The organism is Streptomyces venezuelae (assembly GCF_008642335.1).
Classification (GTDB): domain Bacteria; phylum Actinomycetota; class Actinomycetes; order Streptomycetales; family Streptomycetaceae; genus Streptomyces; species Streptomyces venezuelae_F.
The window spans coordinates 6,168,471-6,194,520 of sequence record NZ_CP029191.1 but is presented as its reverse complement, the minus strand read 5'-3'; the positions used below and the strand labels follow the sequence as shown (position 1 = coordinate 6,194,520).

The window sequence follows — 26,050 nt, the reverse complement described above, 5'->3', positions numbered from 1 at the left end:
GCTCCGCTTATCTGCCTTGTGCGATCCTGCGCCCCTCCGGACGGGCGGGAAGCGGTACCGGACGCGCCTCCGCCATCCGCTCCTCTGCCGTCCGCGCCTCCGCCACCCGCGCCTCCGCCCGGCGTATCGCTCGCGACGGCCACCACGCCGCGCGTCCGAGCAGGAGCAGCGCGGCCGGCAGGATCATGACGCGGATCACGAACGCGTCGAGCAGGACGGCCACCGCGAGGACGAGGCCCATCTGCTTCATCTCCAGGATGTGCAGCATCACGAAGCTCGCGAAGACGGTGACCATGACGATCGCCGCGCTGGTGACGACCTTGGCGGACGACGTGATGCCGTCGATGACCGCCTTCCGCGTGGGCACGCCGTTCAGGGCCGCTTCGCGGATCCGGCTGACGACGAAGACCTGGTAGTCCATCGAGAGCCCGAAGAGGATCACGAAGAGGAAGAGCGGCACGCGCGACGAGATGCCGCCGAGCGAGACGAAGGAGAGCAGTTCCTCGGCCCAGTCCCCCTGGAAGACGAGGACGAGCACGCCGAGCGCGGAGCCGACGGAGAGCAGGTTGAGGACGACGCCGAGCAGCCCGAGCACGACCGAGCGGAACGCGAAGACGGTCATCACGAAGGTCATCAGGAGCAGGAAGCCGAGGACGAGCGGCAGCTTGTCGTTCTGGTGTCCTACGTAGTCGACGCCGCGCGGCACCTCGCCGGTGACGGCCGTCTCCACACCGGGCAGCTTGCCGACGGTGGCGGGCAGGTGGGTGGCGCGGAGGTGGTCGAGTGAGTCTTCAGCCTTCTTCGAGTACGTGGGGTGCGGAACGTTGAGTTCCAGTGTCGTGGTCCTCCGGTCCTCGGAGGAGCGGAGGAGCGGACCGCCGGAGGAGCCCTTCTCGGTCCCGTCGCCGCCGCCGGCGCGCGCGAAGAGCGGGTCCGACTGCGCCCTGCGCTCCAGCGCCCCCAGCGCCTCCCGTACGTCACCGGCCCGCGAAGCCTCCGCCCGCACCACGACCACGTGCCGCACCCGCTGCTCCGGGAAGGCCTCGAGCAGCCTGTCGTACCCCCGCATCGCCGGGATGTCGCGGGAGAAGCTGTCCCGCGCCGGGTTCTTCAGGTTCATGTCCAGCGCGGGGAGCGCGAGCCCCAGCAGCACGAGGACCGAGAGGCCGAGCGTGAGCGCGGGGCGCTTGCGGGCGGGGGCCAGCAGGAGGTTCCAGGCGCGGCCCGGCTTCTTCTCGCCGTACGTCCGGACCGGCTTCCCCCGCGCGACGCGCTTCGCCGTGCGCCGCTCCGCCCGGCGGCCGAGCTTGACCAGGAGCGCGGGCAGCACGGTCACCGAGCTGACCATCGCCACGGCGACGACCAGGATGGTGCCGGTCGCGAGCGAGTCGAAGATGACGTCGCGGGCCAGGTAGAGGGCGGTGGTGGAGACGATCACCGCGAGCCCGGAGACGACGATCGCGCGGCCCGCCGTCGCGGCGGCGGCCTCGACCAGCGCCTCCGAGGTGAGGCGGCCACCCGCGCGGGCCCGCTCCTCCCGTTCGCGCTTGAGGTAGAAGAGCGTGTAGTCGACGCCGACGGCCATGCCGATCAGCAGGATCATGCTCATCCCGACACCCGTGTCGGGCAGCAGGTGCGACGCCACCATCGCCAGGCCCATCGTCGCCATGATCGAGGTGACGGCGAGCAGCAGCGGTACGCCGACCATGACGACCGAGCCGAAGACCACGGCCAGCGTGATCAGCGTGATGGGCAGCGTGATCGCCTCGGAGAACTTCAGGTCCTCGTCGCGCTGGTCGTCGACGCCCTTGCTCACGGAGGCGTCGCCGGTCTCCTCGATGACGAGGCCCGGATGGGCCTTCGCGGCCTCGGCCGTCTGCTCCTGGAGGGGCGGCACCCTCTCCTGGTCGTCCTGCTCGGTCCCGGTCAGCTCGACGGGGACCCGCAGGACGCGTCCGTCGGCGGAGGCCACGGGTGCCTTCACCGCGGCGACCTCGGGCAGGGACTTCATCCGCGCCGTGATGTCCTCGACGGCGGCGTCGGCGGCCGCCCTGTCCAGCGGGCCCGGCTTGCCGATCGAGCCCGACGCGTCACGGATCAGTACGTGTTCCGTGGACCGCAGCGGGATGCCGCCCTCGGCCGCCAGGGCCTCGGCCCGGCCTGCCTCGCCGACGCGGAAGTCCTCCGCCGTCGCGCTGTTCATGCCCGCGGCGATGCCGCCCCCCAGGCACAGCACCACGAACACCAGCCAGCCGATGACCGCGCGCCCTGGATGCAGCGCGCTCCACCGGGCCACGCGCACCGTGACCGATCGCTTTCTCATGACTTCCCCCGACTCCCCGTTGCTTCATGTGTAAGAAGACACTGACAGGTGAAGGAACGAGCCGTCAACTGTCATGTGACGGACGACTGGAGGAGCCCATGAGGCGGTTCCACGGGAATTGACAGTGGATCCCGTCATGCGTAAGCCTTGGCTGACAGGTTTGACAGGTTTCGGGACCAGCGCGAAGGCGGAGCATGGACAGCGAAGAGCTGCTCGCCTTCCTCTCCGCCGTCGGCCACGCCCAGCGGATCCGGATCATCACCGAGCTCGCCGCGGGACAGCTGTACGTCAGCGAACTGGCGCGGCGGCTCGGCGTCTCCCGCCCCCTGCTCTACATGCACCTCGAACGCCTGGAGAAGGCCGGTCTCGTCGTCGGCCGCCTGGAACTCTCCGACGACGGCAAGGCGCTCAAGTACTTCGAACTGGCGCCGTTCGACGTGCGGTTGAACGTGGATACGATCCTCGCGGCCGTCCGGCACGGTGCGCCGGGCGAGGCCGGTCAGCAATCCGGCGAGACCGGTCAGCAACCTTCAGAGGGGTCTTAATGGACGACGTGATCATTCCGGTCGCCTTCTTCCTGATACTCGCCGGCGCGATCGTCGCCGTCGCGTACTTCCAGACGCAGCGCAACCGCGAGCGCGACCGGCAGTACGCCGAGGCCATGCACGAGTACCGCGAGGCCGTCGAGCGCGCCAGATCCGAGCAGGAGTCGACCCGCCTCCAGCTCGTCGAACTCGGCCACCGCCTGCAGAACGTGGAGAGCCTGCTGCGGAGCGTCGACTGACCTCTCCGGCACGCGGGTGAGTGCGAGGGACCCGTTGCGGCTTAAGCTCGTCTCCTGGCAACGCCGCACGCTGTTGCCCCGTGGTTGCCGGCACAGTGACAGAAAAGAGTGAGCAGGATGTTTTCGCAGGTCAGCGGGATGACCAGGAGTGCGGGGTAAAGGACAGGTGCACATCGTCATCATGGGCTGCGGGAGAGTCGGCTCCGCTCTCGCCCAGAACCTGGAACAACAGGGGCACACGGTCGCCGTCGTCGACCAGGACCCCACGGCCTTCCGCCGCCTCGGGGCCGGGTTCGGCGGCCGCCGCGTGACCGGCGTCGGCTTCGACCAGGACACCCTGCGCGAGGCCGGCATCGAGGAGGCGGGCGCCTTCGCCGCCGTCTCCAGCGGCGACAACTCGAACATCATCGCCGCCCGCGTGGCCCGCGAGATGTTCGGCATCGAGAACGTCGCGGCCCGCATCTACGACCCGCGTCGCGCCGAGGTCTACCAGCGCCTCGGCATCCCCACGGTCGCCACGGTCCGCTGGACCGCCGACCAGATGCTGCGCAGGCTGCTGCCGTCCGGCGCCGAGCCGCTGTGGCGCGACCCCACCGGCGGGGTGCAGCTCGCCGAGGTGCACGCGTCGCCCGCGTGGATCGGACACAAGATCAGCCAGCTCCAGGAGGAGACCGGCGTACGCGTCGCCTTCCTCACCCGGCTGGGCGAGGCGGTCCTGCCGACCTCGCAGACGGTCCTGCAGGAAGGCGACCTGGTGCACGTCATGATGCGCACCGACCAGGTCGACAAGGTCGAAGCGGCGTTCGCCGAAGGCCCCGAGGAGGGCGGTCACTGATGAGGGTCGCCATTGCCGGAGCCGGCGCGGTGGGACGTTCCATCGCCGGTGAGCTCCTGGAGAACGGCCACGAGGTCCTTCTCGTCGACAAGGCGCCGACCGCCATCTCGGTCGAGCGCGTCCCGCAGGCCGAGTGGCTGCTCGCCGACGCCTGTGAGATCACCTCGCTCGACGAGGCCGCGCTGCAGCGCTGCAACGTCGTGATCGCCGCGACCGGCGACGACAAGGTCAACCTCGTCGTCTCGCTGCTCGCCAAGACGGAGTACGGCGTCCCGCGGGTCGTCGCCCGGGTGAACAACCCGAAGAACGAGTGGCTGTTCAACGAGTCCTGGGGCGTCGACGTCGCGGTGTCCACGCCGCGCCTGATGTCCGCGCTCGTCGAGGAGGCGGTGAGCGTCGGTGATCTCGTACGGCTGCTGCGCTTCAGCCACGGCGACGCGAACCTCGTCGAGCTGACGCTGCCGCCCGAGTCGGCCCTCGCGGGCACGCAGGTCGGCGACGTGCAGTGGCCCGAGGACACGTCGCTGGTCACGATCATCCGCGGTACGCGCGTCCTCGCGCCGACCGCGGACGACTCCCTCGAAGCGGGTGACGAGCTGCTGTTCGTCGCGGCGCAGGCGCGGGAGGAGCAGCTGGAGGATCTGCTCTCGGTGCGCCGCGAGGATGCAGTGGGCTGAGGTCCCGTAAGGGGCGCGGGGAACTGCGCGAGCAACCAGAAGAAAGCCGCAGTCGCGTCTGCCGAGATCCCGGCAGACGCGACTGCGGCTTTTCGTGCGCTGGGCGCGCAGTTCCCCGCGCCCCTGGCGGGGCGCACCCACCCGCTAAGGCCGCGCGGCCTTGCGCTCCTCTTCCGCCTTCTCCGCCGCTTCCATCTCCGCGAAGACGTCGATCGGTGGCGGGGCCTTGGCCAGGAAGACCCAGGTCAGGTAGACGGCGAGGAGGAAGGGGGGGATCTTCAGGGCGATCAGGACCCAGCCGAACTGTGTCGTGTCCGCCCACCAGTACAGCGGGAAGAGGATCGCGCACTTGGCGAGCAGGATCAGGCCCCAGGCCCAACTGGCCTTCGCGTACGCCTTCTTGCGGCCGGGGTTGCGGGTGCGCCAGGAGAGGTTCTCCTTGAAGACCGGGCCGAGGATGAGGCCGATCAGCGGGACGCCCGCGATGGTCGTGATCATGTACGCCAGGGCGAGGCCCAGGGTGTAGAGCATGCCCGGCAGGTAGAAGTCCTTGGCGTTGCCGGTCATCATCGCGAAGACCACGCCGAAGGCGACCCCGAAGACACCGCTGAAGGCGTGCTTGACGGTGTCCCTCATGACCAGGCGGACCACCACGAGCACCAGGGACACCGCGAGGGCCGCGATGGCCGACATGTGCAGGTCCTTGTTGATCGTGTAGATCGTCACGAAGAGCAGGCCGGGGAGGACGGTCTCCACCATGCCTCGCACGCCGCCGAAGGCCTCGAAGAGCGCTGCCTCGGTCACGGCCCGGGAATCCGCGTCCTGACCCGCGTTCCCGTGGTCCGTCGGCGCGTTCCCGTGCTCCGTCGGCTTGTCGAGGGACGTCACCGGCTACTCCCGTCCGAGGGGTCTGAGTTCGTATTTCGGGTTGAAGAGCACCCGGCGTCCCCGGCTCTCCGAGATCCGGCCGGACGCGATCAGCTTGCGCCCCGGTTCGATTCCCACGATGGAGCGCCTGCCGAGCCACACCACGTCCAGCGCAGCCGAACCGTCGAACAGCTCGGCCTCCAGGGCGGGAACCCCGGCCCGTGGTCGCAGAGTGACCGTGCGCAAGGTACCAGTAACGGTGACTATCTGGCGGTCACGGCAGTCGCCGATGCGGACGCAGCCCGCTGTCTCGGCGTCCTCCCGCAGCTCCTCCGACTCCAGATCCTCCTGGGAGGAGGAGAGCCGGTCGAGCATGCGCCGGAAACGGCCCGCCGGCTTGTCGGAACCAGAAACAGCACTCATACAAGAAGCGTACCGGGGGGCGGGGACACCGGTGAAAGGGGTGCGCTCATCTGTGCTTATGTCCGCTCAGTACCCGCTGAGGAGCGTGCTGAAGCGACCGATCCGGTCACCTTTCGGAAGGGTCACTTCTCGAACCGGTATCCCATTCCCGGTTCCGTGATGAAGTGCTGCGGATGCGCGGGGTCCGTCTCCAGCTTGCGGCGCAGCTGCGCCATGTAGACGCGCAGGTAGTTGGTCTCCGTCCCGTAGGAGGGCCCCCAGACCTCCTGGAGGAGCTGCTTCTGGCTGACCAGGCGGCCGGTGTTGCGTACGAGCACCTCCAGGAGGTGCCACTCCGTGGGGGTGAGGCGTACGTCGCGGCCGCCGCGGTTGACCTTCTTGGCGGCCAGGTCGACGGAGAAGTCGCCCGTGTCGACCATCGCGTCGTCGTCGCCCGTCCCGGTGGGCTCCGCCCTGCGGACTGCGGCGCGCAGTCGGGCGAGGAGTTCGTCCATGCCGAAGGGCTTGGTCACGTAGTCGTCGGCGCCCGCGTCGAGCGCCTCGACCTTCTCGTCCGAGCTGTGCCGGGCGGAGAGGACCAGGATGGGGACGCGCGTCCAGCCGCGCAGGCCCTTGATGACCTCCACGCCGTCCATGTCGGGCAGACCGAGGTCGAGCACGATCACGTCGGGGTGGCGGGCCGCGGCGACCTGCAGCGCGGTGGCGCCGTCGGGGGCCGAGTCCACGTCGTACTTGCGCGCCTTCAGGTTGATCACGAGGGCGCGCACGATCTGCGGCTCGTCGTCGACCACGAGCACCCGGGTCATGCGTACCTGCCTTTCGGAGTGCTGGACTGCTGGTTCTGTGGAGTGGCCGCCTGGTTCCGGGTCATGAGGTGACCTGGGACGACAGCTCGGGGCGTACCGGCGGGCGTCCGGCCGCCGCCCGCAGGGTGAGGACCATGGTGAGGCCGCCGCCGGGGGTGTCCTCGGCGGCGAGCGTGCCGCCCATGGCCTCGACGAAGCCGCGGGCGACGGCGAGGCCGAGGCCCACGCCGGCACCTCGGGGAGCGTCACCGTAGCGCTGGAAGGGGGCGAAGATGCGGTCTTTGGCGCTGTCGGGCACGCCGCGCCCCCGGTCGACGACGCGGATCTCGACGCGCTCGCCGAGGGCGCTCGCGGAGACCTTGACGGGCGTGTCGTCGGGGGCGTACTTCACGGCGTTCTCGACGATGTTGGCGACCGCCCGCTCCAGGAGGCCCTTGTCGACGGCGACCATGGGCAGCGTCTCCGGGATGTCCAGTTCCGCGCTGCCGTCGGGGACGCCGCCGAGCGCCATGGGGACGACCTCGTCGAGGTCGACCTCGCGGATCAGCGGGGTGACGGTGCCGGTCTGCAGCCGGGACATGTCGAGGAGGTTGCCGACGAGGTGTTCCAGGCGGTCGGCGCCCTCCTCGATGCCTTCGAGGAGTTCCGCCTCGTCCTCGTCGGACCACTCGACGTCGTCGGAGCGCAGGGAGGACACGGCGGCCTTGATGCCCGCGAGCGGGGTGCGCAGGTCGTGGCTGACGGCGGCGAGCAGGGCGGTGCGGATGCGGTTGCCCTCGGCGAGGGTGCGGGCCTGGTCGGCCTCGGACTGCAGGCGCTGGCGGTCCAGGACGACGGCGGCCTGGGCGGCGAACGCGGCGAGGACGCGGCGGTCCGCGGCGGGCAGGACCCGGCCCGACAGGGCGAGCGCCATGTGGTCGCCGACGGGCATGTCCACGTCGGCGTCCTCGGGGCGTTCCAGCGGGCGCCCGTCGCCGACGCTGCCCGCGCAGGTCCACGGGTCGGTGTCGCCGGCGCGTTCCAGGAGGGCGACGGACTCCATCGCGAAGGTCTCGCGGACGCGTTCGAGGAGAGCTTCGAGGCTGGTCTCGCCGCGCAGCACGCTGCCGGCGAGGAAGGAGAGTATCTCGGCCTCGGCGCGCAGCCGGGCGGCCTGGTGGGTGCGGCGGGCCGCGAGGTCCACGACGGAGGCCACGGACACGGCGACGCCCACGAACACGGCGATGGCCACGATGTTCTTGTTGTTGGAGACCGTCCACAGGTGCAGCGGCGGCGTGAAGTAGTAGTTGAGGAGCAGCGAGCCGACGGCCGCCGACGCGAGCGCCGGGATCAGTCCGCCGACCAGTGCGGCGGCGACCGTGAGGGTCAGGAACAGCAGCATGTCGTTGGCGAGGCCGAGGTCCGCGTCGACGTGGGTGAGCAGCACCGTCAGGAGCAGGGGCCCGGCGACGCCGACGAGCCAGCCCCAGATGACGCGGGACCTGCCGAGGCGCGCGCCGCGGGCGACAGGCAGGCCGCGCCCCTTGGCGACCTCGCCGTGCGTGACGATGTGCACGTCCAGGTCGGGTCCCGAGTCGCGGGCGACGGTGGCGCCGACGCCGGGCCCGAAGACGTACTGCCAGGTCTTGCGGCGCGAGGAGCCGAGGACGATCTGCGTGGCGTTGACGCCGCGTGCGAAGTCGAGGAGGGCGGCGGGTATGTCGTCGCCTATGACGTGGTGGAAGGTGCCGCCGAGGTCTTCGACGAGGGTGCGCTGGACGGCGAGTTCCTTGGGGGACGCGCCGGTCAGGCCGTCGCTGCGGGCGATGTAGACGGCGAGGATCTCGCTGCCGGAGCCCTTGGCGGCCATGCGGGACGCGCGGCGGATCAGGGTGCGGCCCTCGGGCCCGCCGGTCAGGCCGACGACGATGCGTTCGCGGGCCTGCCAGGTGGAGCGGATGTTGTGCTCGCCGCGGTACTGCTGGAGGTACTCGTCGACGCGGTCGGCGACCCAGAGCAGCGCGAGCTCGCGCAGGGCCGTGAGGTTGCCGGGCCGGAAGTAGTTGGAGAGGGACGCGTCGATGCGGTCGGACTTGTAGATGTTGCCGTGCGCCATGCGGCGTCGCAGTGCCTGTGGCGACATGTCGACCAGTTCGATCTGGTCGGCGCGGCGGACCACCTCGTCCGGCACGGTCTCCTTCTGCCGCACGCCGGTGATCGACTCGACGACGTCGCCGAGCGACTCCAGGTGCTGGATGTTGACGGTGGAGACGACGTCGATGCCGGCGGCGAGGAGCTCCTCGACGTCCTGCCAGCGCTTGGCGTTGCGGGAGCCGGGGACGTTGGTGTGGGCGAGTTCGTCGACGAGGGCGACCGCGGGGGCGCGCTCCAGGACCGCGTCGACGTCCATCTCGGTGAACGCGGTGCCGCGGTACTCCAGGTCCCTGCGGGTCACCTGTTCGAGTCCGTGCAGCATCACCTCGGTGCGGGGCCGGTCGTGGTGCTCCACGAAGGCGACCACGCAGTCGGTGCCGCGCTCGACTCGGCGGTGGGCCTCGGAGAGCATCGCGTACGTCTTGCCGACGCCCGGTGCCGCACCGAGGTAGATCCGTAGCTTGCCGCGTGCCATGGCCTCATTGTCTTCCCGAAACTGCTGTGTACGCAGAAACTGCTGTGTACGCAGCGTCGACCTTACGGCCAACAATTCCGGCAATACGGACGAGGGGGTACGGGGGCGCGGTCCTTGACAGAACCCTGATGGGTCGGGGCCGGGGAGAGGCGGGACCGGTGGAGGGCCTGCTCAGGGCGTGACGATCTCGCCGTCGCGCAGTTCGAGGACCCGATCGGCCAGGTCGAGGAGTGCCGCGTCGTGCGTGGCGACGAGCGCGGTGACGCCCTCACTGCGGACGACGGCACGCAGCAGCTCCATCACGGCGAGCCCGGTCTCCGCGTCGAGCTGCCCGGTGGGTTCGTCGGCGATCAGGAGGGCGGGCCTGTTGGCGAGGGCGCGGGCGATGGCCACGCGCTGCTGCTGTCCGCCGGAGAGCTCGCCGGGTCGTTGCGCGGCGTGGTCCGCGAGTCCGACGAGGGCCAGGAGGAGGGCGACGCGTTCTTCACGCGCGCGTGGATCGGTTTTGCGGAGCCGCAGCGGGACGCCGACGTTCTCGGCGGCGGTGAGGATGGGGATGAGCCCGAAGGACTGGAAGATGAAGCCGAGCCGGTCGCGGCGGAGCTCCAGGAGGCCGCGTTCGCCGAGGCCCGCGAGTTCCACGCCGTCCACGGCGATCTTCCCGTGGTCCGGGGCGTCGAGTCCGCCGACGAGGTTGAGCAGCGTCGTCTTGCCCGATCCGGAGCGGCCCTTCAGGGCGACGAGCTCGCCGCGCGGGACGGTGAAGGAGACACCGCGCAGGGCGCGGACGGCGGCAGCGCCGGAGCCGTACGTCCGGTGGAGATCCTCGACGACGACCATGGCGCCAGTATCACCACCCGGCGCCCGGCCTGCCTAGGTCCTGGGCGGGCCGCTCTCCCTGTCCGGCCACACCCCCACGTGCCCCGGCTCCGCCGTCAGTCGTACGCGCCCTCGCAGCCCGTACCTCTCGACGTACTCCCCCGGCAGCTGCAGCCGTCCCGCCCTGTCCAGAACCGTGAACTCCTCGCCGTCGCCGCCCCGCTCGCGCAGCGTCTCCGTGGAGGTGCGTCCGTCCCGGATGCGTACCGTGCGCCGCACCTGCTCCGAGACGAGCGGGTCGTGCGTGACGACCAGGACCGTCGCGCCGAGTTCCTCGTTGGCGCGGCGCAACGCCGCGAAGACGTCCTCGCCGCTCGCCGTGTCCAGCTCCCCCGTGGGCTCGTCGGCGAGCAGGACGCGCGGGGAGTTGGCGGTGGCGACGGCGACGGCCACGCGCTGCTGCTCGCCGCCGGAGAGCTCGTCGGGCCGCCGGCCGCGGCAGTGCGCCACACCGAGCACGCCGAGCAGTTCGGCGGCCCGCTCCTGCCGCGTACGACGGGGCACGCGCGTGTACTTCATCGGCAGCGCCACGTTCTCCAGGGCGGTCAGATACGGCAGCAGGTTGCGGCCGGTCTGCTGCCAGACGAAGCCGACCGTGCTCCTGCGGTAGCCGAGCCGCTCGCGGCGCCCCATGGTGAGCAGGTCGTGCCCCGCGACCCTCGCGCGGCCCGCGGTGGGCAGGTCGAGCCCCGAGAGGATCGACAGGAGCGTGGACTTGCCGGACCCCGACGCGCCGACCAGGGCCACGCACTCGCCCTCCGAGACGACCAGGTCGAGGCCTTGGAGTGCCTGCACCTCGACCGCCTCGGTGCGGTAGACGCGGACGAGGTTGTCGCAGACGACCAGCCCCTCGTCGGCCGCGGGACGCCCCGCGGCGCGGGCCCGCGCCTCCAGTTCGGCCAGGTCAGTGGTCATCCGCTCTCCCCAGTCGCAGGACCGCGCCGAGCCCCCGGCGCCGCCCGAGCCAGGTCTCCACGCCCACCGCCGCGGCGGCCAGGAGACAGAGTCCCGCGGCCAGGGCCGCGGTGAACAGCGCGTCGACGTGCCGGGCGGGCGCCGCGGGCCCACCGGTGAACTCCCGCAGTTCCAGGGCGGGTCCGAGCAGCGAGGGCAGCGCGAGCCCGAGCGCGACGCCCCCCACGACCGCGGCGAGCACGAGAGGCAGGAGCTGCAGCAGGTGCAGGGCGGACGCGGCGCGCCCGCCGAGGCCGAGCGTGCGCAGGTAGGCCGTGGTGCGCCCGCGCGCGGGTGCGGAGAGGAGCAGTTCGAGGACGAGGGCGACGAGGGCGAGCAGCACGGCGAGCGCGGTGCAGGCGGTGTGTGCCGCCGCCACGGCGGCGATCAGCCGGTCGTCGTCGGCGTCCGCCTGCTCCTCGGCGCGGATGCGGAGCTCCCCGCCGGCCGCTCCGGGTGCGGCTCGCGGTACGAGGGAACGCAGCGCCTCGGTGTCCATACGGGCGCCGTACAGCAGGAGCGCGGACCCCTCGAACTCGGCGGCCTTGAAAGCGCGCAGGTCCCTGTTGTCGGCGACGAGGAGGTGTTGCCGGGACGTGGTGGCGTCGCGCAAGGGTCCGAGCGCGGCGTCGCGCGCCACGCCGTCCGGCAGCGTCCCGACGATCCGCAGCCGCGTCTCCTTGCCGAGCCGCGTGAAGGTCAGCAGGTCGCCGGTGCGCCCCTCGGAGGCGAGTACGCGGATGTCGCGTCCGCGGCCGCCCCGGGTGAGTCCGGCGTCGTGCAGCGCGCGGGCGGCGGACGAACCCGGCGCCGCCGCGCGGAGCTTCGCGCCGTCCACCCCGACCAGACTGGAGACCCCGTACCGTCCCCCGTCCCTCTCGCTCACCGGATCGACGCGCACCTGCCGCACGGTCACCGTTTTCCGCACTCCACGCGCGCGTGCCAGCCGCTCCGCCGTGCCCGGGTCGCGCTCGGCGCCCAGGAAGGAGGCGTCCGCGCCCACCCGCCAGGCCGCCGCGGTGTGCCGCCCCTCCACGAGCGTCCCCAGGACGAGCCCTCCGAAGACGGCACCCGCGAGCGTCACCACCAGGACGAGCAGCGCGAGACCGCGCGCGGGAGCCTCCCTGGCGGCACGGGAGAGCGCGACGAGCGCCACGGCACCCCGCCCCCGCGCCGACCACCGCGCCACCGCGCGTACGGGCAAGGGATAACACCGCACGAGGACGGCGACGGTCGCGAGCCCCAGCAGCACGGGCACCGCGGCGAGCAGCGGGTCAGGACCCGCCGCGCCCTCCGTGCCCCGCGCCCGCAGCGCGAGGACACCGCCCGCGGCGAGGAGCACCACCAGCGCCTCCACGACCAGTCTGCGCCCGCCGCCGCGCGGCGCCCGCTCCCGCAGCACGGCGCGGTCCCGCACGGCGAACCACGTCAGGGCGGGCAGCAGCAGCCAGCAGACGAGGGCGACGGTCAGCCCTTGGCCGTACGCGGGTGAACTCCCCGGCACCGCGGCGGCGACCGCGCAGCCGATGCCTGCCCCGAGCACCGCGGCGGGCGCGCTCTCCGCCGCGCGCCGCAGGGCGAGCGCGGTGGCCGACGCCCCGCGGGCCCGCCGCAGCCGGTCACCGTCGAGCCGTCGGCGCACGACGAGCAGCGAGGTCACCACGACGGCGGCGAGGCCCACGCCGAGCAGGGACGCCGGTGCGAACGACATCACGACGTTCGCCTGACGCCAGCGGGTACGGAACTCCTCGAAGGCGCTAGTCAGTTCGGTGTCGCTCTCCAGTTCGGAGGCGGGGTGGGTGCCGAGGACGCACCACTTGCCGCCGTACGTCTCGACGTTGCAGAAGGCCTGCTTCGCGGCGATCGGGTAGCGGGCCATGAGCCGCTGAAAGTCCCGCGCCCCGCTGTCCCCCACGAAGCGGGCGGCCGTCTCGCCCCGCAGGTCGAGGCGCATGTTCCACTCGACGGTGAGCTCGGCGTCCGCCTGGTTCTGCAGGACCTCGGCGGCGCGGGGCGCGATGAGCGCGCCGGCGTCCGGGGCGGTACCGGCGGGGCCGGGCAGGGGGCGGGACAACAGGGGCTTCTCGCTCCAGAGACGCTGGTGCGCGCGCTCCCCGTCGCCTTGCTCCCCGTCACCTTGCTCCCCGTCACCTTGCGGCCCGTGGCCGCCGCCCTCCGCGCGGTAGACCCCTACGACCCGTCCCACGGCCTGCACGTTCGTGAGAGCGCCGCCGCGCAGATCGATCCGCTGCCCTACGCGCAGCCGGAGCGCGTCACGCGTCCGCTCGGACACGGCGAGCTCCACCACCTGCCCACGCGCGCGGGGTGCCCGCCCGGCGACGTACGCGGCCCGACCGGGGGCGTCGGATGCGTACACCAGGGACAGCGAGGCGCCGCCCGCCACGTCCGCGTCCACGGTGGGCAGCGCGATCCGGGTGGAGTCGAGGACGAGGCTGCCGCGCAGGGCGGCGGGCGCGGCGTTCTCGATGACGGTGCCGTACCGCGCGAGATCGGCGCCGAGGTCGCTCTCGTCACCGGGAGGAGGGTCCTCCGGATCGAACCGCGCACTGTGCACGACGCCGGGCGCGGCACGCTGCACCTGCTCGAACCGCCCCGCCAGCGCCTCCCCACCCAGCCGCTCGACCAGCCCGGGCCCCCCGGCGGCCACGGCGACGAGCACCCCGACCAACACCCCGAGCCCCACCACGAGCACCGCCCACCGCCCCCACTCACCCCTCACAACCACCCACCACCCCCGAACCACACCCCACCGCCCCGCTCACCCAGCCACACCCCGACACAGCAAATAGCTCCGCCGCCCGCGCCGCACACGCCCAGAAGCGCCCCGGGAACACCACGCGCGCTCGCGCCCACGCCCCCTCACGCCCCCTCCCCCGCCCGCAGCACCCGCGCCAGGTCCACCCGTCCGAGGACCCGCGCCGCCACCGTCACGACCCCGCAGATCACCGCCGCGGTCAGTCCCGCCGTCACCGTCACCCGCACCCACGGCACCGACGCCAGGAGGTCCGGGAAGACCGGGTCCCCCTCCGCGTCGACCGTCACCACCGGCACGATCAGCAGGGCCAGCGCGGTGCCCAGCGCCGTGCCGAGCAGCGTCGCCACGGCGGCCAGGGCCAGTTGCTCGGTCCAGAGGTATACGGCGAGCTGTCCCCGGCGCACCCCGAGCGCTCGCAGCAGCCCGAACTCCCGTTCCCTGGAGCGCGCGGAGACCACCGTGTGCAGGGTGAACGCGATGACGGCGAACGCGGGCGCGAGCACCAGGCACAGGACGAGCGCCCCGCGCGCCCCGCGCCGCAGGGGATCGGCGGCCAGTTCCTCCTGAACGAACGGGACGTCCACCGCGTGCCCGAGGCGCGGATCGTCCCGCACCGCCGCGAGCGCAGCCCCCGCGTCCCGGCCCCGGACCCCCACCCACCACGCGCTCTCCGCCCCCGGCAACGCCCCGCCCAGGGCCCACTGCGCGGCCATGGCACGGGAGTCGGCGAGCAGGCGCGGCCGGTCGCGCGGCAGCCCCGGCACCGCCGCGACCCGCCCGACGATCTTGACCCGCGCGCTCCCGCCCGTGCTCCCCCGCACGGTCACGGTGTCGCCGACCCGCACCGTGCCGGAGGCCAGGAGCGCGTCGTCGGCGAGGGCGGGCGCGGCCGGGCGCCCCTTGGAGCGGTCGGTGCCGAGCCGCACGCTCCAGGTGGGGTACTTGAGGTCTCCGTCCGGCCCCCGCAGCACCGCGTCGATGAGCTTGCCGGCGCCGGGCCGGTCGGAGCAGAGGACGGGTCCCGGCGCCGCCCCGGATGAGGGTGGCTTCCGGCCACGTCCCGGCTCCTCGCGCGCGGCGCCGGGGCAGCCGGCCGCGCGCCGGTCGGGCGGATCCGTGCGCAGGTCGCGCCAGCGCGCGGGGCGCGTGAGACCCGGCACCCGGTCGACCGTCAGCCGGTACGTGCGCCGTACGCGCTCCCCGACCATGCTCAGGTCGATCTGGAGGATGCGTACGCCCGCACCACGGACCCCCACCTTCAGCAGGAGCGTCCGGGCACCGCCCTCCTTGATCGTCACGGAGCTCGAGCGGGTCAACCCGTCGCCGTCTTCGAAGAAGACGGTGAGACGCACGGGCACCACAGTGCCGCCCCCGTCCGCCGAAAGGTGTACGCGGAGCGGCAGCTCCGTCAGCGGCCCCCGGTCCGTGGCCGCCCGCCCCACCGGCAGGCCGTGCTCCGGAATGCCTCGGCCGAGCGGCGCCACAAGCTCCCGCACGGGCCGCTCCACGAGGTCGCCGCGCAGCGAAGGGACCGGTCCGCGCCCGGTGTTGATGCCGGTGACGGCCACGGCGTCCTGCTCGACGTACCCCTCCGTGGTGACCACCGGAGTGACGGACGCGGCACCCGGCAGCGCCTCGTACGCGGCGCGCCGCTCGCCCGGCGGCACCCCGTCTCCCGGCTCCACGCGCAGGTCGGCCCCCACCTGGAAGGCGGCCTGGTCGCGGTCGCCGCGGTCCAGGACGGCGAGTGCCGTGCTGCTCAGGGCGGCGACGGCGAGGGCGAGCGTGACCACGAGAGCGGGTCCCGCGTGCCGGGCCGCGCGGCGGCCGATCTGCCAGCCGCCGAGCGGCAGGACGAGGCCGCGCCCGCGCCGCGCGAGCGGGTCGACGACGCGGGCAAGGAGCGGCAGGAAGCGCAGGACGAGCAGCGCGGCCGCCACGGTCATCGCGACGGGCGCGAGCACGAGGACCGGGTCGACACCGTTGCCGCCGGTCACCGGCGACCGGTACTGCCGCAGTTGCAGCCAGCCGAGCACGGCGACCGCGGCGAGCGCCAGATCCGCCCCGAACCGCTGCGCCCCCGCGAACCGCGCGACGCGCAGCCGCAGCCTCGCCACGGCCCGCCGGTCCCGCACGACCCGCGCGGTCGGCACGAGCACTCCGAGACCGTGCACGACGAGCGCCGCCACGGCCGCCGCCCACCCCGGCCCGGTCACCGCCGTCGCGGGCATGTCTCCCTCGATGAGCCCGGCCTCTTCGAGTACGTGGAGCAGCGGCCCCGCGAGGAACGGCGCGGCGAGTCCGGCCGGGACGGCGACGCAGGCCCACTGTCCGGCGGTCGACAGGACGAGCCGGCGCGTACCCGCTCCGCGGGCGGCCAGCAACGCCAACTCGGGGCGTCGGTGTTCGGCGAGCTGTCGTGCGGTGAGCACGAGGGCGGCCACGGCGAGCGCGGCGAGGAGCGTCGCGGGGACGTAGAGCCCGGCGCGGGCCACGGCGATCGGAGTGGAGAGCCGGTCGAGGGCGCGGCGCAGCCCGGCGGACAGCGTCAGGTCGCCGCCGCCGACCGCGTCGCTGCCCGCGAAGCGTTCGGCCCGCTCCCGGAGCGGCTCGATGTCGCCGAGTCGCAGCCCGTCCGCGCGGGGCACCCCGAGCCACAGCGCCCTGGCGTCCCGCGCGAGGCCCTCGGTGCGGGCGAAGGCCTCGCGGGGCACGACCGCGATCGTGTCGGGCGTCCCGAACGTACTGCTCAAGGAGGCCCACACGGCCGGCGCGCGGCCCTCGGCGGCGTACACCCCGACGACACGCATCGGCACAGGACGTTCGTCCGCGCCCCGCACGGTGATCCCGTCGCCCGGCCGCACGGCGAGCTCCGCGGCGGCGCTCTCGGTCAGCGCGACCTCGACCGGTCCCCCGCCGGTGCGCGGCCACCGTCCGGTGACCGGCGAGGCGTGCCGTTCCGTGCCCTGAACGGCGACCACGGAGAGCGTGGCGTCCTCGCGCGGGCGGCCGGCGGCCGTGGTGACGGCGAGTTCGTCGTTGCGGGCCGCGGGTGCGCGCAGCGCGGACCAGGTGTGGTGGGGCACGTCGCCGTAGGTTCGGTCGAGCGCGGCACGTACGTCCGCGTTCAACTTCCCCGCGCCACGCGCCCGGTGGGGGCCCGCCACCTCGACCACGGCTTCACGGTCCGCGGCGAGCCTGCGCTGGACTCCGCCCTCGACGGCCTTCTCGGAGAGTGCCGCCAGCGCGGCCAGCACCGTCGCGGCGAGCAGCACGGCGAGCCCGGCCGCGCCAAACACCAGGCCGTGCCGCCTGCTCCCCCGCACCGCCGCGGGCAACCGCCGTCGCCTCACCGCACCGGTCTCCCCCCGAGTGACCGGCACAGTATGGGCGGACACAAAAGTGGCCCGCAACGGTCCGGACGAACCGGAACCATCGCGGGCCACCGCGCATGTGAGGGAGGGTCAGCACCCTCCTGAGATCACGTGGGTGATCAGCGCACCTCGGTGATCTCGGGGCCGCGCTGCAGCTGCCCCATGCCGCCCGAGAAGCGCGAGCCCTCCTGCTGCTCCTGCTGGACGCCCTCGGCGACCATCTGCGCGTCGTCCGGCAGCTTCAGGACGATCGGGTCGCGCGGCGCCATCGGTCCTTCGCCGCGGACGACGACCGTGTCCCGGAAGATCTGCTCGAGGAGCCCGGCGGCCTGCGGCTGCACCGCGCCCTGGCCGGAGATCACACCGCGCAGGAACCAGCGCGGGCCGTCGACGCCGATGAAGCGCACGACCTGCACGCCGCCCGTGCCGTCGGGCAGCTGCACCGGCACCTGCGCGCGCAGCTCCCAGCCGAGAGGGCCCTCGACCTCGTCGATGACACCGCCCTGCTGGGTGATGCCCGAGGCGATCTCCTCGCGGACCTCGCCCCAGATGCCCTCCTTCTTGGGGGCGGCGAAGCCCTGCAGCTGGATGGCGCTGTCCTGGAGCACGACGGTCGCCGCGACGATCGCGTCGCCCGCGACCTCGACACGCAGCTCCATGCCCTCGACGCCCGGCACGAAGAGCCCGCCGAGGTCCACCCGGCCCTCGCCGGGCTCACGGACCTCCGAGAGGTCCCAGGGACCGTCGGGACGGGGCTCGGGCTCGAGCCTCACGCGCGAGCGCGCGCCGTCGGCGGAGTCCGCGGGCTCGTCACCGTGCACGTCGTCGACGACCTGCTCGTCCGCGCCCGCCGCGTCCTCGGCGGCACTGTCCTTCTTGCGACGTCCGAACACGTCACTGTCCTTCCCGGTCGGATACGACCGATGCGTATCGATTCCCACCCGTTTGTTCGCCCGGGTTCGCACCCGGACCGCTGCCCACGGCGGCATGGCCGCCGGTGGACCCGAAGCCCCCCTCGGCCCGCGCCGATGCGGGAAGCTCCGCCACCTCCTGGAAGCGAACCTTCTCGACCTGCTGGACGACCAGTTGGGCAATCCGGTCGAAACGCTCGAACCGCACGCTGTCGCGCGGGTCGAGATTCACCACGATCACCTTGATCTCCCCACGGTACCCGGCATCCACCGTCCCCGGGGCATTCACCAGAGCGACACCGCAGCGTGCGGCGAGCCCCGAACGGGGGTGTACGAACGCCGCGTACCCCTCAGGGAGGGCGATCGACACTCCGGTGGGCAGAATTGCCCGCTCGCCGGGCGCCAGTTCGCAGGATTCCGTCGTCCGCAGGTCGGCGCCGGCGTCGCCGGGCTGCGCGTACGCGGGCAGCGGCACCTCGGGGTCGACGCGCCTGATCAGCACGTCCAGCTCACGGGAGGGCATCACGGGTTCACCTCGAAGGCGCGGGCGCGCCGGATCTGGTCCGGATCGTTCATGGCGGCCCGGATCTCCTCCGGGCGGCCGTTGTCGATGAAGTGGTCGACCTTCACCTCGATGAAGAGCGCGTCGGCACGGACCGCGACGGGGCCTTCGGGGCCGCCGATGCGTCCGGTGGCGGTCGAGTAGATCTTCCGCCCGGCGACCGCGGTGACCTCGGCCTCCAGGAACAGCACGGTGCCCAGCGGAACGGGCCGCACGAAGTCGGTCTCCAGGCGTCCGGTCACGGCGATCACGCGCAGCAGCCAGTTCAGCGAGCCCAGCGTCTCGTCGAGCGCGGTGGCGAGGACCCCGCCGTGGGCGAGCCCGGGGGCGCCCTGGTGCGCCTCGCGCACGGTGAACTCGGCGGTGACCGCCACGCCCTCGCCGGCCCGCGCCGCGAGGTGCAGTCCGTGCGCCTGTCCCTCGCCGCAGCCGAAACAGTGCTCGTAGTGAGCACCGATGAGCTCACCGGGGGCGGGTGCGTCGGGGTGGCGGACGGGCGCTATGGCGTCGGCCGGGGGCGTCAGAGCTGCTGATGTACCACTCACAGGCGCAGACCTTACCTCCGCGTCAGCGTGGGGACCGCACCGTGCCAAGCTAGGTTCCATGCAGCCTTACGAAGAACGCCTGACCGCGCCCCGTTCGTGGTGGTTCGCCTCGGTCCTGGTGGGTGTGGCGATGGCCCTGATCCTGCTGCCGTTCGGCACGCTGCCGCTGCTCGGCGGCCTGGTCGGCGGCACGGCGGTGGCGGCGGTCGTCACCAGCGCGTACGGCGCGGTGCGGATCCGCGTGGTGGCGGGCTCACTGGTCGTCGGCGACGCGAAGATCCCGGTGTCCGCGCTGGGTGACGCGGAGGTCCTGACCGGTGAGGAGACGCGCGCCTGGCGCTCGTACAAGGCGGACCCTCGCGCGTACATGCTGCTGCGCGCCTACATCCCGACGGCGCTGCGCGTGAACATCACGGATCCCGAGGATCCGACTCCGTACGTGTACGTCTCGACGCGGCACCCGGAGGAGCTGGCGGCGGCCCTCGACTCCGTGCGCCAGAGCGCCGCGTAAGGGACTGGTCGCGGGCTCAGCGCCCCAGCTCGCGGGGGATCTCTCCCATCCGCAGCGGGTTGTCCGGCTTCTCCAGGGGCGGCAGCTGGGGCAGCTCGCTCCAGGGCACCTGGTTCTTGCTCAGGTCCTTGCGGATGCGCGAGGCCAGCTTCCTGGTGTCCCTGCGGTTCATGACCGCTCCGACCGCCGCACCGACCATGAAGGGCATGAGGTTCGGCAGGTTCCGGACCATCCGCTTCATGATCTGCTGCCGCAGCTCGCGCTTCATCTGGCCGCCCAGGGCGGCGTTGAAGGTCGCGGGTTTGGTCACCTCGACGCCGCGCTCCTGCGACCAGGAGTTGAGGTAGGCGGTGCTGCGCTGCTTGAGGTTGCCCTCCGGCCGCAGGCCGTAGACCTCGTGCAGCTCGGCGATCAGCTTCAGTTCGATGGCGGCGACGCCGGTGATCTCCGCCGCGAGCTCGGCGGGCATCGCGGGCGGCACCGGCAGCATCGCGGCGGCGCCCACTCCCGCGCCCACGGTGGACGTGGCGTTGGCGGCGCCCGCGATGAGCTTGTCCGCGAGCTGTTCGGGGCCGAGGCCCGGGAACTGCTTGCGGAGGGTCGCGAGATCGCGGACCGGGATCCGCGGGGCGTTCTCGATGAGCCGGTCGGCGAGATAGCCGATGCCGGCCTTGGCGCCGCGCCCGCCCTTGCGCACGCCTTCCTTCACTCCGTGCGTGACGGCGGCGACACGGCTGCCCCTGGACCCGGCCTCATCGGCGCTCCTTGCGGTCCTGGGGGCCTTGTCGGCCGCCGTCGCGTCCGGCACCGCCTCCAGGGCGTTCGCCGGTTCGAGCGAGGCTGCTCCGTCTGCTGAAGAGCCTCGCCCGTCGTCACGTGCGCCGACGTCCGAGACGCCGGCTTCGTCCGCCCCGCGCTTGCGGAAGCGGCGCTTCCGGAACGGGGTCGAGCCAGTCACGGCCGACCCCGCCTCAGTCGCAGTCGCGGCAGATCGGCTGGCCGTTCTTCTCCTTGGCCAGCTGGCTGCGGTGGTGCACCAGGAAGCAGCTCATGCAGGTGAACTCGTCCTGCTGCTTCGGGAGCACGCGGACGGCGAGCTCCTCATTGGAAAGGTCGGCGCCGGGCAGCTCGAGGCCCTCTGCGGCCTCGAACTCGTCGACGTCGACCGCTGAGGTCGACTTGTCGTTCCGCCGTGCCTTGAGCTCCTCGATGCTGTCCTCGTTGACGTCATCGTCGGTCTTACGTGGGGTGTCGTAGTCCGTTGCCATGTCGCTCTCCCCCTCTGGGTGTCTGCGGGTGTCTCCAGCGCACGTAACGCGTGAGAGGCCGGACTTGTGCCCGACCTGAGGCGGAGATTTTGCCTCACATCAAGGTCTGTTACTCAATCGACACCCAACCGCACCTCTGAAGAGGCGTTCTGTTGGATGGCGATCGGGACCGTACACGGTCCTCGTACTGCGCTTCACGGGCGCCACCCCGTGTACTTCCCGTGATCAAGACTCCCGAAAACCCGGATTTTCCCGGCTTTCCGACGACTTTCACGATCACAGAGAGTAGATGGCCGAAAAATCGCCTCTGTGATCGATCGCACACATCATCCCCGGGGTCCACCCCTGGAAATTCCGCTCAAAGCGAACACGTCAGCGCGTCTGCGGCCGCTTCTCAGAGAGGCAGGGTGACTCGCATCACGAGCCCTCCCCCCTCACGCGGCTCCGCGATGATACGGCCCCCGTGGGCCCGCGCCACCGACCGGGCGATCGACAGGCCGAGACCCACGCCCTTGTCGCTGCCCGTCCGCTCCGTGCGCAGCCTCCGGAACGGCTCGAAAAGATTGTCGATCTCGTACGCGGGCACCACCGGGCCCGTGTTCGACACCACCAGGACCGCCTGGCCGTGCTGGGCCTCCGTGGTGACCTCGACCCAGCCCTCGTCCTGCACGTTGTACCTGACGGCGTTCTGGACGAGGTTCAGGGCGATCCGCTCCAGGAGGACGCCGTTGCCCTGCACGACGGCCGGACCGCGCTCACCGCGGATCTCCACGCCCTTCGCGTCGGCCTCGGCCCGCACCTGGTCGACGGCGCGATTGGCCACCTCGGCGAGGTCGACCGGTTTCCGCTCCACGATCTGGTTGTCGCTGCGGGCGAGCAGCAGCAGGCCCTCGACGAGCTGCTCACTGCGCTCGTTGGTGGCGAGCAGCGTCTTGCCGAGCTGATGGAGCTCCGGCGGGGCCCCGGGGTCGGAGAGGGACACCTCCAGAAGCGTGCGGTTGATCGCCAGGGGCGTGCGCAACTCGTGCGAGGCGTTGCCGACGAACCGCTGCTGGGCGGTGAACGCCCGCTCCAGGCGGTCCAGCATCTCGTCGAAGGTGTCCGAGAGCTCCTTCAGCTCGTCGTCCGGGCCGTCCAGCTCGATGCGGCGGGACAGATCCGTGCCGGCCACCCGGCGCGCGGTGCGCGTGATGCGGCCGAGCGGCGAGAGCACGCGGCCCGCCATCGCGTACCCGAAGGCGAAAGCGATCACGGCGAGGCCGAGCAGGGCGAGCAGCGAGCGGCTCAGCAGGTTGTCGAGGGCGCTCTGCCGCATCTGGTTGACGCACTCGTTCAGCGCGTGGTTCAGCTGCGCCTCGGTCGGCTGTTCCGGAAGCCCCTGGAAGTTGGCGCAGGTGCTGCTGCTGACCGTGGACTTGCCCGTGACCCTGAACGGCAGGTCGCTGCCGACGTTCAGGGCCTGGGCGGCGAGCAGATAGATGATCGAGAGCAGCAGGATGCCCGCGATCAGGAACATGCCGCCGTAGAGCAGCGTGAGCCGTATGCGGATGGTCGGGCGCAGCCAGGGGAACGGCGGCTCGGCCTTCCTCGGGTCCCACGTCGGCTTCGGAGGCGCGGCTGGCGGCGCCGGGGTCGCGGCCACCGCCGGTCAGATCCGGTAGCCGGAGCCCGGCACCGTCACGATGACGGCGGGCTCGCCGAGCTTGCGGCGCAGGGTCATGACGGTCACCCGGACGACGTTGGTGAAGGGGTCCGTGTTCTCGTCCCAGGCCTTCTCCAGGAGCTGCTCCGCGGAGACGACCGCGCCCTCGCTGCGCAGCAGCACTTCGAGGACGGCGAACTCCTTGGGGGCCAGCTGGATCTCCTTGCCCTCGCGGAAGACCTCGCGGCGGTTCGGGTCGAGCTTGATCCCGGCGCGCTCCAGGACGGGCGGCAGCGGCACGCTGGTGCGCCGTCCGAGGGCACGCACGCGTGCCGTGAGCTCGCTGAAGGCGAAGGGCTTGGGGAGGTAGTCGTCCGCGCCGATCTCCAGGCCTTCGACACGGTCGCTGACGTCACCCGAGGCGGTGAGCATCAGGACGCGGGTCGGCATGCCGAGCTCGACGATCTTGCGGCAGACGTCGTCGCCGTGGACGAGCGGGAGGTCCCGGTCGAGCACGACGACGTCGTAGTCGTTGACGCCGATGCGTTCCAGGGCGGCCGCGCCGTCGTACACGACGTCGACGGCCATGGCCTCCCGGCGCAGTCCGGTGGCCACCGCATCGGCGAGCAGCTGCTCGTCCTCGACGACGAGTACGCGCACGTCGCTGTCCTTCCTCTGTGCCCCTGCGGGCAGGTCTGTCTTGGGGTAGGCCTCCATCCTGCCCCTTTCGGCCATAAACCGGCTGTAAGGCGGCCTGTCGACGTGATCGGGCCACGGGAATGCCGGATTTTCTCGGTCCGTTGAGGTTTCTGCGGAAGGGAGCCAGGGGAGGACGGCCTTACACCCGCGATCACGCTTTGTATGTGGCGCGCCACGAACCGCTTTCCCAGAGCGGCTTGAGACGTGATCGCCCCTTCTTTGAGGGCACACCCCCGTGCCATCGACCCACGACCCAGCCGAGGGGGCGCAACCATGGACGCATTCACCGCAGGTCTTCTGCAGCGCATAAAGGCCACGGAGTCCGACCTCACGAAGGCCCGTGAGACGGGAGACGACTTCCTTGCCGAGGTCGAGCTGGCGGAGCTGGAAGATCTCCACCGCCTGGCCGCCGAGCACGGTGTCGAGGTGGGCGCACTCCACGCCTGACCGAGCCCCGAAGATCTAAACGGAAGGGCCCCGACACCTGGACGAGGTGTCGGGGCCCTTCTGTCTGCGCGGATGCGGTGTCCGCCGGGCAGGTGCGTCTCAGTCGTGCCAGGCGCCGAGGTCCTCCAGGAGGCCCTGGAGCGTCTCGAAGAGGACCGGTGGGGCGGCGATGCTCAGCTCGCCCGAGAGGGGCTCTCCGGGGCGGCCACCGGTCAGGGCGCCCGCTTCCCGCGCGACGAGGTCGCCCGCCGCGAAGTCCCACGGGTTGAGCCCCCGCTCGTAGTACGCGTCGAGGCGGCCCACCGCGACGTCGCACAGGTCGATGGCGGCCGAACCGGCGCGCCGGATGTCGCGCACCCGCGGAATCAGGTGGCGGGCCACCTCGGCCTGCTGGGCGCGGCGCTCGGCGATGTACCCGAAGCCGGTGCCGACCAGGGCCTGGTCGAGGGCGGGGGCGGGGCGCACGCGCGCGGGCACGTCGTTGACGTAGGCGCCCTCTCCGAGGACCGCGCGGTACGTCTCCCCGCGCATCGGGGCGTGCACGACCCCGACGAGCGTCTCGCCGTCCTTGCGGGCGGCGATGGACACGGACCAGTCGGGGCGGCCGTAGAGGTAGTTGACGGTGCCGTCGATGGGGTCGACGACCCACTGGACGCCGCTGCTCCCTGCGGAGCTGGCGCCCTCCTCGCCGAGGACGCCGTCGGCGGGCCTGCGCTCCGCGAGGAAGTCGGTGATGAGCTTCTCGGAGGCGATGTCCATCTCGGTGACGACGTCGACGGCACTGGACTTGGTGGCGGCCACGCCGAGGTCGTCGGGTCGCCCGTCGCGCAGGAAGGTCCCCGCGCGGTGGGCGGCCTCCAGGGCGACGGCGAGGAGTTCGGCCTTGAGGCCGGTGGGGTCGGACACGTCGGTCACGTCGGCTCCGTCGTTCACAAGAGGGTCCTTACGCGTACGGGCTGTCGGCGCCCGCGGCGGCGGGCTTGGGGGCGCGGGCGGGGCAGCAGCCGACCGGGCAGAGGTTGTGGCTCGCGCCGAGAGAGCCCAGGGCGCAGGGGTTCACGGGCGTGCCGCTCTCGGCGGCGGCCCGCTCCAGGACGAGGTCCCGGATCGCGGCGGCGAAGCGCGGGTCGGCCCCGACGGTCGCCGAGCGCCGGACCGGGAGGCCGAGCTCCGCCGCCTTGGCCTCCGCCTCGGTGTCGAGGTCGTACAGGACCTCCATGTGGTCCGACACGAAGCCGATGGGGACCATGACCACGGCGGGGGCCCCGGCGCCGTGCCGCTCCTCCAGGTGGTCGCAGATGTCGGGCTCCAGCCACGGGATGTGGGGGGCGCCGCTGCGGGACTGGTAGACGAGCTGCCAGGGGTGCTCGGTGCCGGTCTCCTCGTGGACGGCGTCGGCGATGAGGCGGGCCACGTCGAGGTGCTCCTTGACGTACGCACCGCCGTCGCCGTGGTCCTCGACGGGGCCTGAGGTGTCCGCCGCGGCGTTCGGGATCGAGTGCGTGGTGAACGCGAGGTGCGCGCCGTCCCGCACGTCGTCGGGGAGGTCGGCGAGGGACTTCAGGACTCCGTCGATCATGGGACGTACGAAACCGGGGTGGTTGAAGTAGTGCCGCAGCTTGTCGATCTTCGGCAGCTCCAGACCCTCGGACTCCAGGACGGCGAGGGAGTCGGCCAGGTTCTCGCGGTACTGGCGGCAGCCCGAGTACGAGGCGTACGCGCTGGTGGCCAGGGTGAGGATGCGACGGTGGCCGTCGGTGACCATCTCGCGCAGGGTGTCGGTCAGGTAGGGCGCCCAGTTGCGGTTGCCCCAGTAGACGGGCAGGTCGAGGCCGTGCTCGGCGAAGTCCTTGCGCAGGGCGTCGAGCAGGGCGCGGTTCTGGTCGTTGATGGGGCTGACCCCGCCGAACAGGAAGTAGTGCTGCCCCACCTCCTTGAGCCGCTCCTTGGGGATGCCGCGCCCGCGCGTCACGTTCTCCAGGAACGGGACGACGTCGTCCGGGCCTTCGGGGCCGCCGAACGAGAGCAGCAGCAGGGCGTCATACGGAGTGGGATCCAGCGCATCGGACATGTATCCGATCCTGCCACCCGCCACTGACAGGCGGAAAACGGCCTCCGCCGTCCGGAAAAGTCACACTGCGTCAGGCCCGGGGGGGTCG

Annotated in this window: 24 protein-coding genes; 6 read left to right on the top strand and 18 right to left on the bottom strand. The window is 72.2% G+C overall.

Translation table 11 applies throughout. The features are described 5' to 3' along the window. Nucleotides 1–7 precede the first annotated feature (7 nt). Complete coding sequence (locus tag DEJ49_RS27925) at nucleotides 8–2,323, bottom strand: MMPL family transporter (RefSeq protein WP_150186659.1); 2,316 nt, start codon at nucleotides 2,321–2,323, stop codon at nucleotides 8–10. A gap of 194 nt (nucleotides 2,324–2,517) precedes the next feature. Here DEJ49_RS27925 and DEJ49_RS27920 point away from each other — a divergent pair, with 194 nt between their 5' ends. The 4 genes from DEJ49_RS27920 to DEJ49_RS27905 all read left to right on the top strand — a co-directional run bounded on the left by DEJ49_RS27920 (nucleotide 2,518) and on the right by DEJ49_RS27905 (nucleotide 4,619). Continuing rightward, on the top strand, nucleotides 2,518–2,868 hold the full coding sequence (locus DEJ49_RS27920) for an ArsR/SmtB family transcription factor (RefSeq protein ID WP_150186658.1): 351 nt from the start codon (nucleotides 2,518–2,520) through the stop codon (nucleotides 2,866–2,868). Further along, complete coding sequence (locus DEJ49_RS27915; protein WP_150186657.1) at nucleotides 2,868–3,107, top strand: hypothetical protein; 240 nt, start codon at nucleotides 2,868–2,870, stop codon at nucleotides 3,105–3,107. The genes DEJ49_RS27920 and DEJ49_RS27915 overlap by 1 nt, the downstream gene beginning before the upstream one ends. Nucleotides 3,108–3,273: 166 nt before the next feature. After that, nucleotides 3,274–3,942, top strand: coding sequence for a potassium channel family protein (locus DEJ49_RS27910; RefSeq protein WP_150173158.1), 669 nt, complete (start codon nucleotides 3,274–3,276; stop codon nucleotides 3,940–3,942). After that, nucleotides 3,942–4,619 carry a potassium channel family protein gene (locus tag DEJ49_RS27905; protein WP_150186656.1) on the top strand — a complete coding sequence of 226 codons (678 nt, stop codon included), beginning with the start codon at nucleotides 3,942–3,944 and terminating at the stop codon, nucleotides 4,617–4,619. The genes DEJ49_RS27910 and DEJ49_RS27905 overlap by 1 nt, the downstream gene beginning before the upstream one ends. 144 nt (nucleotides 4,620–4,763) lie before the next feature. Here the strand turns inward: DEJ49_RS27905 and DEJ49_RS27900 are convergent, their stop codons facing one another. The 11 genes from DEJ49_RS27900 to DEJ49_RS27850 all read right to left on the bottom strand — a co-directional run bounded on the left by DEJ49_RS27900 (nucleotide 4,764) and on the right by DEJ49_RS27850 (nucleotide 19,324). Further along, nucleotides 4,764–5,507: a DUF3159 domain-containing protein gene (locus DEJ49_RS27900; protein ID WP_150186655.1), complete on the bottom strand. Its 744-nt coding sequence runs from the start codon at nucleotides 5,505–5,507 to the stop codon at nucleotides 4,764–4,766. Between the two features lie 3 nt (nucleotides 5,508–5,510). Beyond that, a complete protein-coding gene (locus tag DEJ49_RS27895; protein WP_150186654.1) occupies nucleotides 5,511–5,909 on the bottom strand; it encodes an OB-fold nucleic acid binding domain-containing protein in 399 nt (132 codons plus the stop codon). A gap of 122 nt (nucleotides 5,910–6,031) precedes the next feature. Then, entirely contained in the window at nucleotides 6,032–6,715 is a 684-nt protein-coding gene (locus DEJ49_RS27890) for a response regulator (RefSeq protein WP_150186653.1), read from the bottom strand. 61 nt (nucleotides 6,716–6,776) lie between these two features. Next, entirely contained in the window at nucleotides 6,777–9,323 is a 2,547-nt protein-coding gene (locus DEJ49_RS27885; RefSeq protein ID WP_150186652.1) for a sensor histidine kinase, read from the bottom strand. A gap of 171 nt (nucleotides 9,324–9,494) precedes the next feature. Next, a complete protein-coding gene (locus DEJ49_RS27880) occupies nucleotides 9,495–10,163 on the bottom strand; it encodes an ABC transporter ATP-binding protein (protein ID WP_150186651.1) in 669 nt (222 codons plus the stop codon). 33 nt (nucleotides 10,164–10,196) lie between these two features. Beyond that, nucleotides 10,197–11,117, bottom strand: coding sequence for an ABC transporter ATP-binding protein (locus tag DEJ49_RS27875; RefSeq protein ID WP_150186650.1), 921 nt, complete (start codon nucleotides 11,115–11,117; stop codon nucleotides 10,197–10,199). Further along, nucleotides 11,107–13,896: a hypothetical protein gene (locus DEJ49_RS36050; protein WP_190329463.1), complete on the bottom strand. Its 2,790-nt coding sequence runs from the start codon at nucleotides 13,894–13,896 to the stop codon at nucleotides 11,107–11,109. The genes DEJ49_RS27875 and DEJ49_RS36050 overlap by 11 nt, the downstream gene beginning before the upstream one ends. 140 nt (nucleotides 13,897–14,036) lie before the next feature. Beyond that, entirely contained in the window at nucleotides 14,037–17,285 is a 3,249-nt protein-coding gene (locus DEJ49_RS27865; RefSeq protein WP_223833017.1) for an ABC transporter permease, read from the bottom strand. A gap of 140 nt (nucleotides 17,286–17,425) precedes the next feature. Further along, a complete protein-coding gene (locus DEJ49_RS27860; RefSeq protein ID WP_150186649.1) occupies nucleotides 17,426–18,199 on the bottom strand; it encodes a DUF3710 domain-containing protein in 774 nt (257 codons plus the stop codon). Between the two features lies 1 nt (nucleotide 18,200). Then, a complete protein-coding gene (gene dut, locus DEJ49_RS27855) occupies nucleotides 18,201–18,740 on the bottom strand; it encodes a dUTP diphosphatase (protein ID WP_150186648.1) in 540 nt (179 codons plus the stop codon). Next, nucleotides 18,740–19,324 carry a PaaI family thioesterase gene (locus DEJ49_RS27850; protein ID WP_150186647.1) on the bottom strand — a complete coding sequence of 195 codons (585 nt, stop codon included), beginning with the start codon at nucleotides 19,322–19,324 and terminating at the stop codon, nucleotides 18,740–18,742. The genes dut and DEJ49_RS27850 overlap by 1 nt, the downstream gene beginning before the upstream one ends. Nucleotides 19,325–19,382: 58 nt before the next feature. Between DEJ49_RS27850 and DEJ49_RS27845 the strand changes: the two genes are divergently transcribed. Next, nucleotides 19,383–19,835, top strand: coding sequence for a DUF3093 domain-containing protein (locus DEJ49_RS27845; RefSeq protein ID WP_150186646.1), 453 nt, complete (start codon nucleotides 19,383–19,385; stop codon nucleotides 19,833–19,835). A gap of 16 nt (nucleotides 19,836–19,851) precedes the next feature. Here DEJ49_RS27845 and DEJ49_RS27840 read toward each other — a convergent pair whose 3' ends face one another. The 4 genes from DEJ49_RS27840 to DEJ49_RS27825 all read right to left on the bottom strand — a co-directional run bounded on the left by DEJ49_RS27840 (nucleotide 19,852) and on the right by DEJ49_RS27825 (nucleotide 23,405). Continuing rightward, a complete protein-coding gene (locus DEJ49_RS27840; RefSeq protein ID WP_150186645.1) occupies nucleotides 19,852–20,793 on the bottom strand; it encodes a hypothetical protein in 942 nt (313 codons plus the stop codon). 13 nt (nucleotides 20,794–20,806) lie between these two features. Continuing rightward, a complete protein-coding gene (locus DEJ49_RS27835; RefSeq protein WP_055563079.1) occupies nucleotides 20,807–21,103 on the bottom strand; it encodes a DUF4193 domain-containing protein in 297 nt (98 codons plus the stop codon). Between the two features lie 394 nt (nucleotides 21,104–21,497). Continuing rightward, nucleotides 21,498–22,745 (bottom strand): sensor histidine kinase, encoded by a 1,248-nt coding sequence (locus tag DEJ49_RS27830; RefSeq protein WP_150186644.1) that lies wholly within the window; start codon nucleotides 22,743–22,745, stop codon nucleotides 21,498–21,500. Nucleotides 22,746–22,751: 6 nt separating this feature from the next. Then, the gene (locus DEJ49_RS27825) at nucleotides 22,752–23,405 is read right to left on the bottom strand and encodes a response regulator transcription factor (RefSeq protein ID WP_055563081.1); all 654 of its coding nucleotides are present in this window, start codon (nucleotides 23,403–23,405) and stop codon (nucleotides 22,752–22,754) included. A 312-nt stretch (nucleotides 23,406–23,717) separates the two neighbouring features. Between DEJ49_RS27825 and DEJ49_RS36045 the strand changes: the two genes are divergently transcribed. Beyond that, the gene (locus tag DEJ49_RS36045) at nucleotides 23,718–23,891 is read left to right on the top strand and encodes a hypothetical protein (protein WP_190329462.1); all 174 of its coding nucleotides are present in this window, start codon (nucleotides 23,718–23,720) and stop codon (nucleotides 23,889–23,891) included. Between the two features lie 99 nt (nucleotides 23,892–23,990). On the opposite strand, the gene DEJ49_RS27820 is transcribed toward DEJ49_RS36045, so the two are convergent. Then, nucleotides 23,991–24,797: an inositol monophosphatase family protein gene (locus DEJ49_RS27820; RefSeq protein WP_411757253.1), complete on the bottom strand. Its 807-nt coding sequence runs from the start codon at nucleotides 24,795–24,797 to the stop codon at nucleotides 23,991–23,993. A gap of 37 nt (nucleotides 24,798–24,834) precedes the next feature. After that, nucleotides 24,835–25,962, bottom strand: a complete 1,128-nt coding sequence (locus DEJ49_RS27815; RefSeq protein WP_150186643.1) for a ferrochelatase — start codon at nucleotides 25,960–25,962, stop codon at nucleotides 24,835–24,837. Between the last annotated feature and the right edge of the window lie 88 nt (nucleotides 25,963–26,050).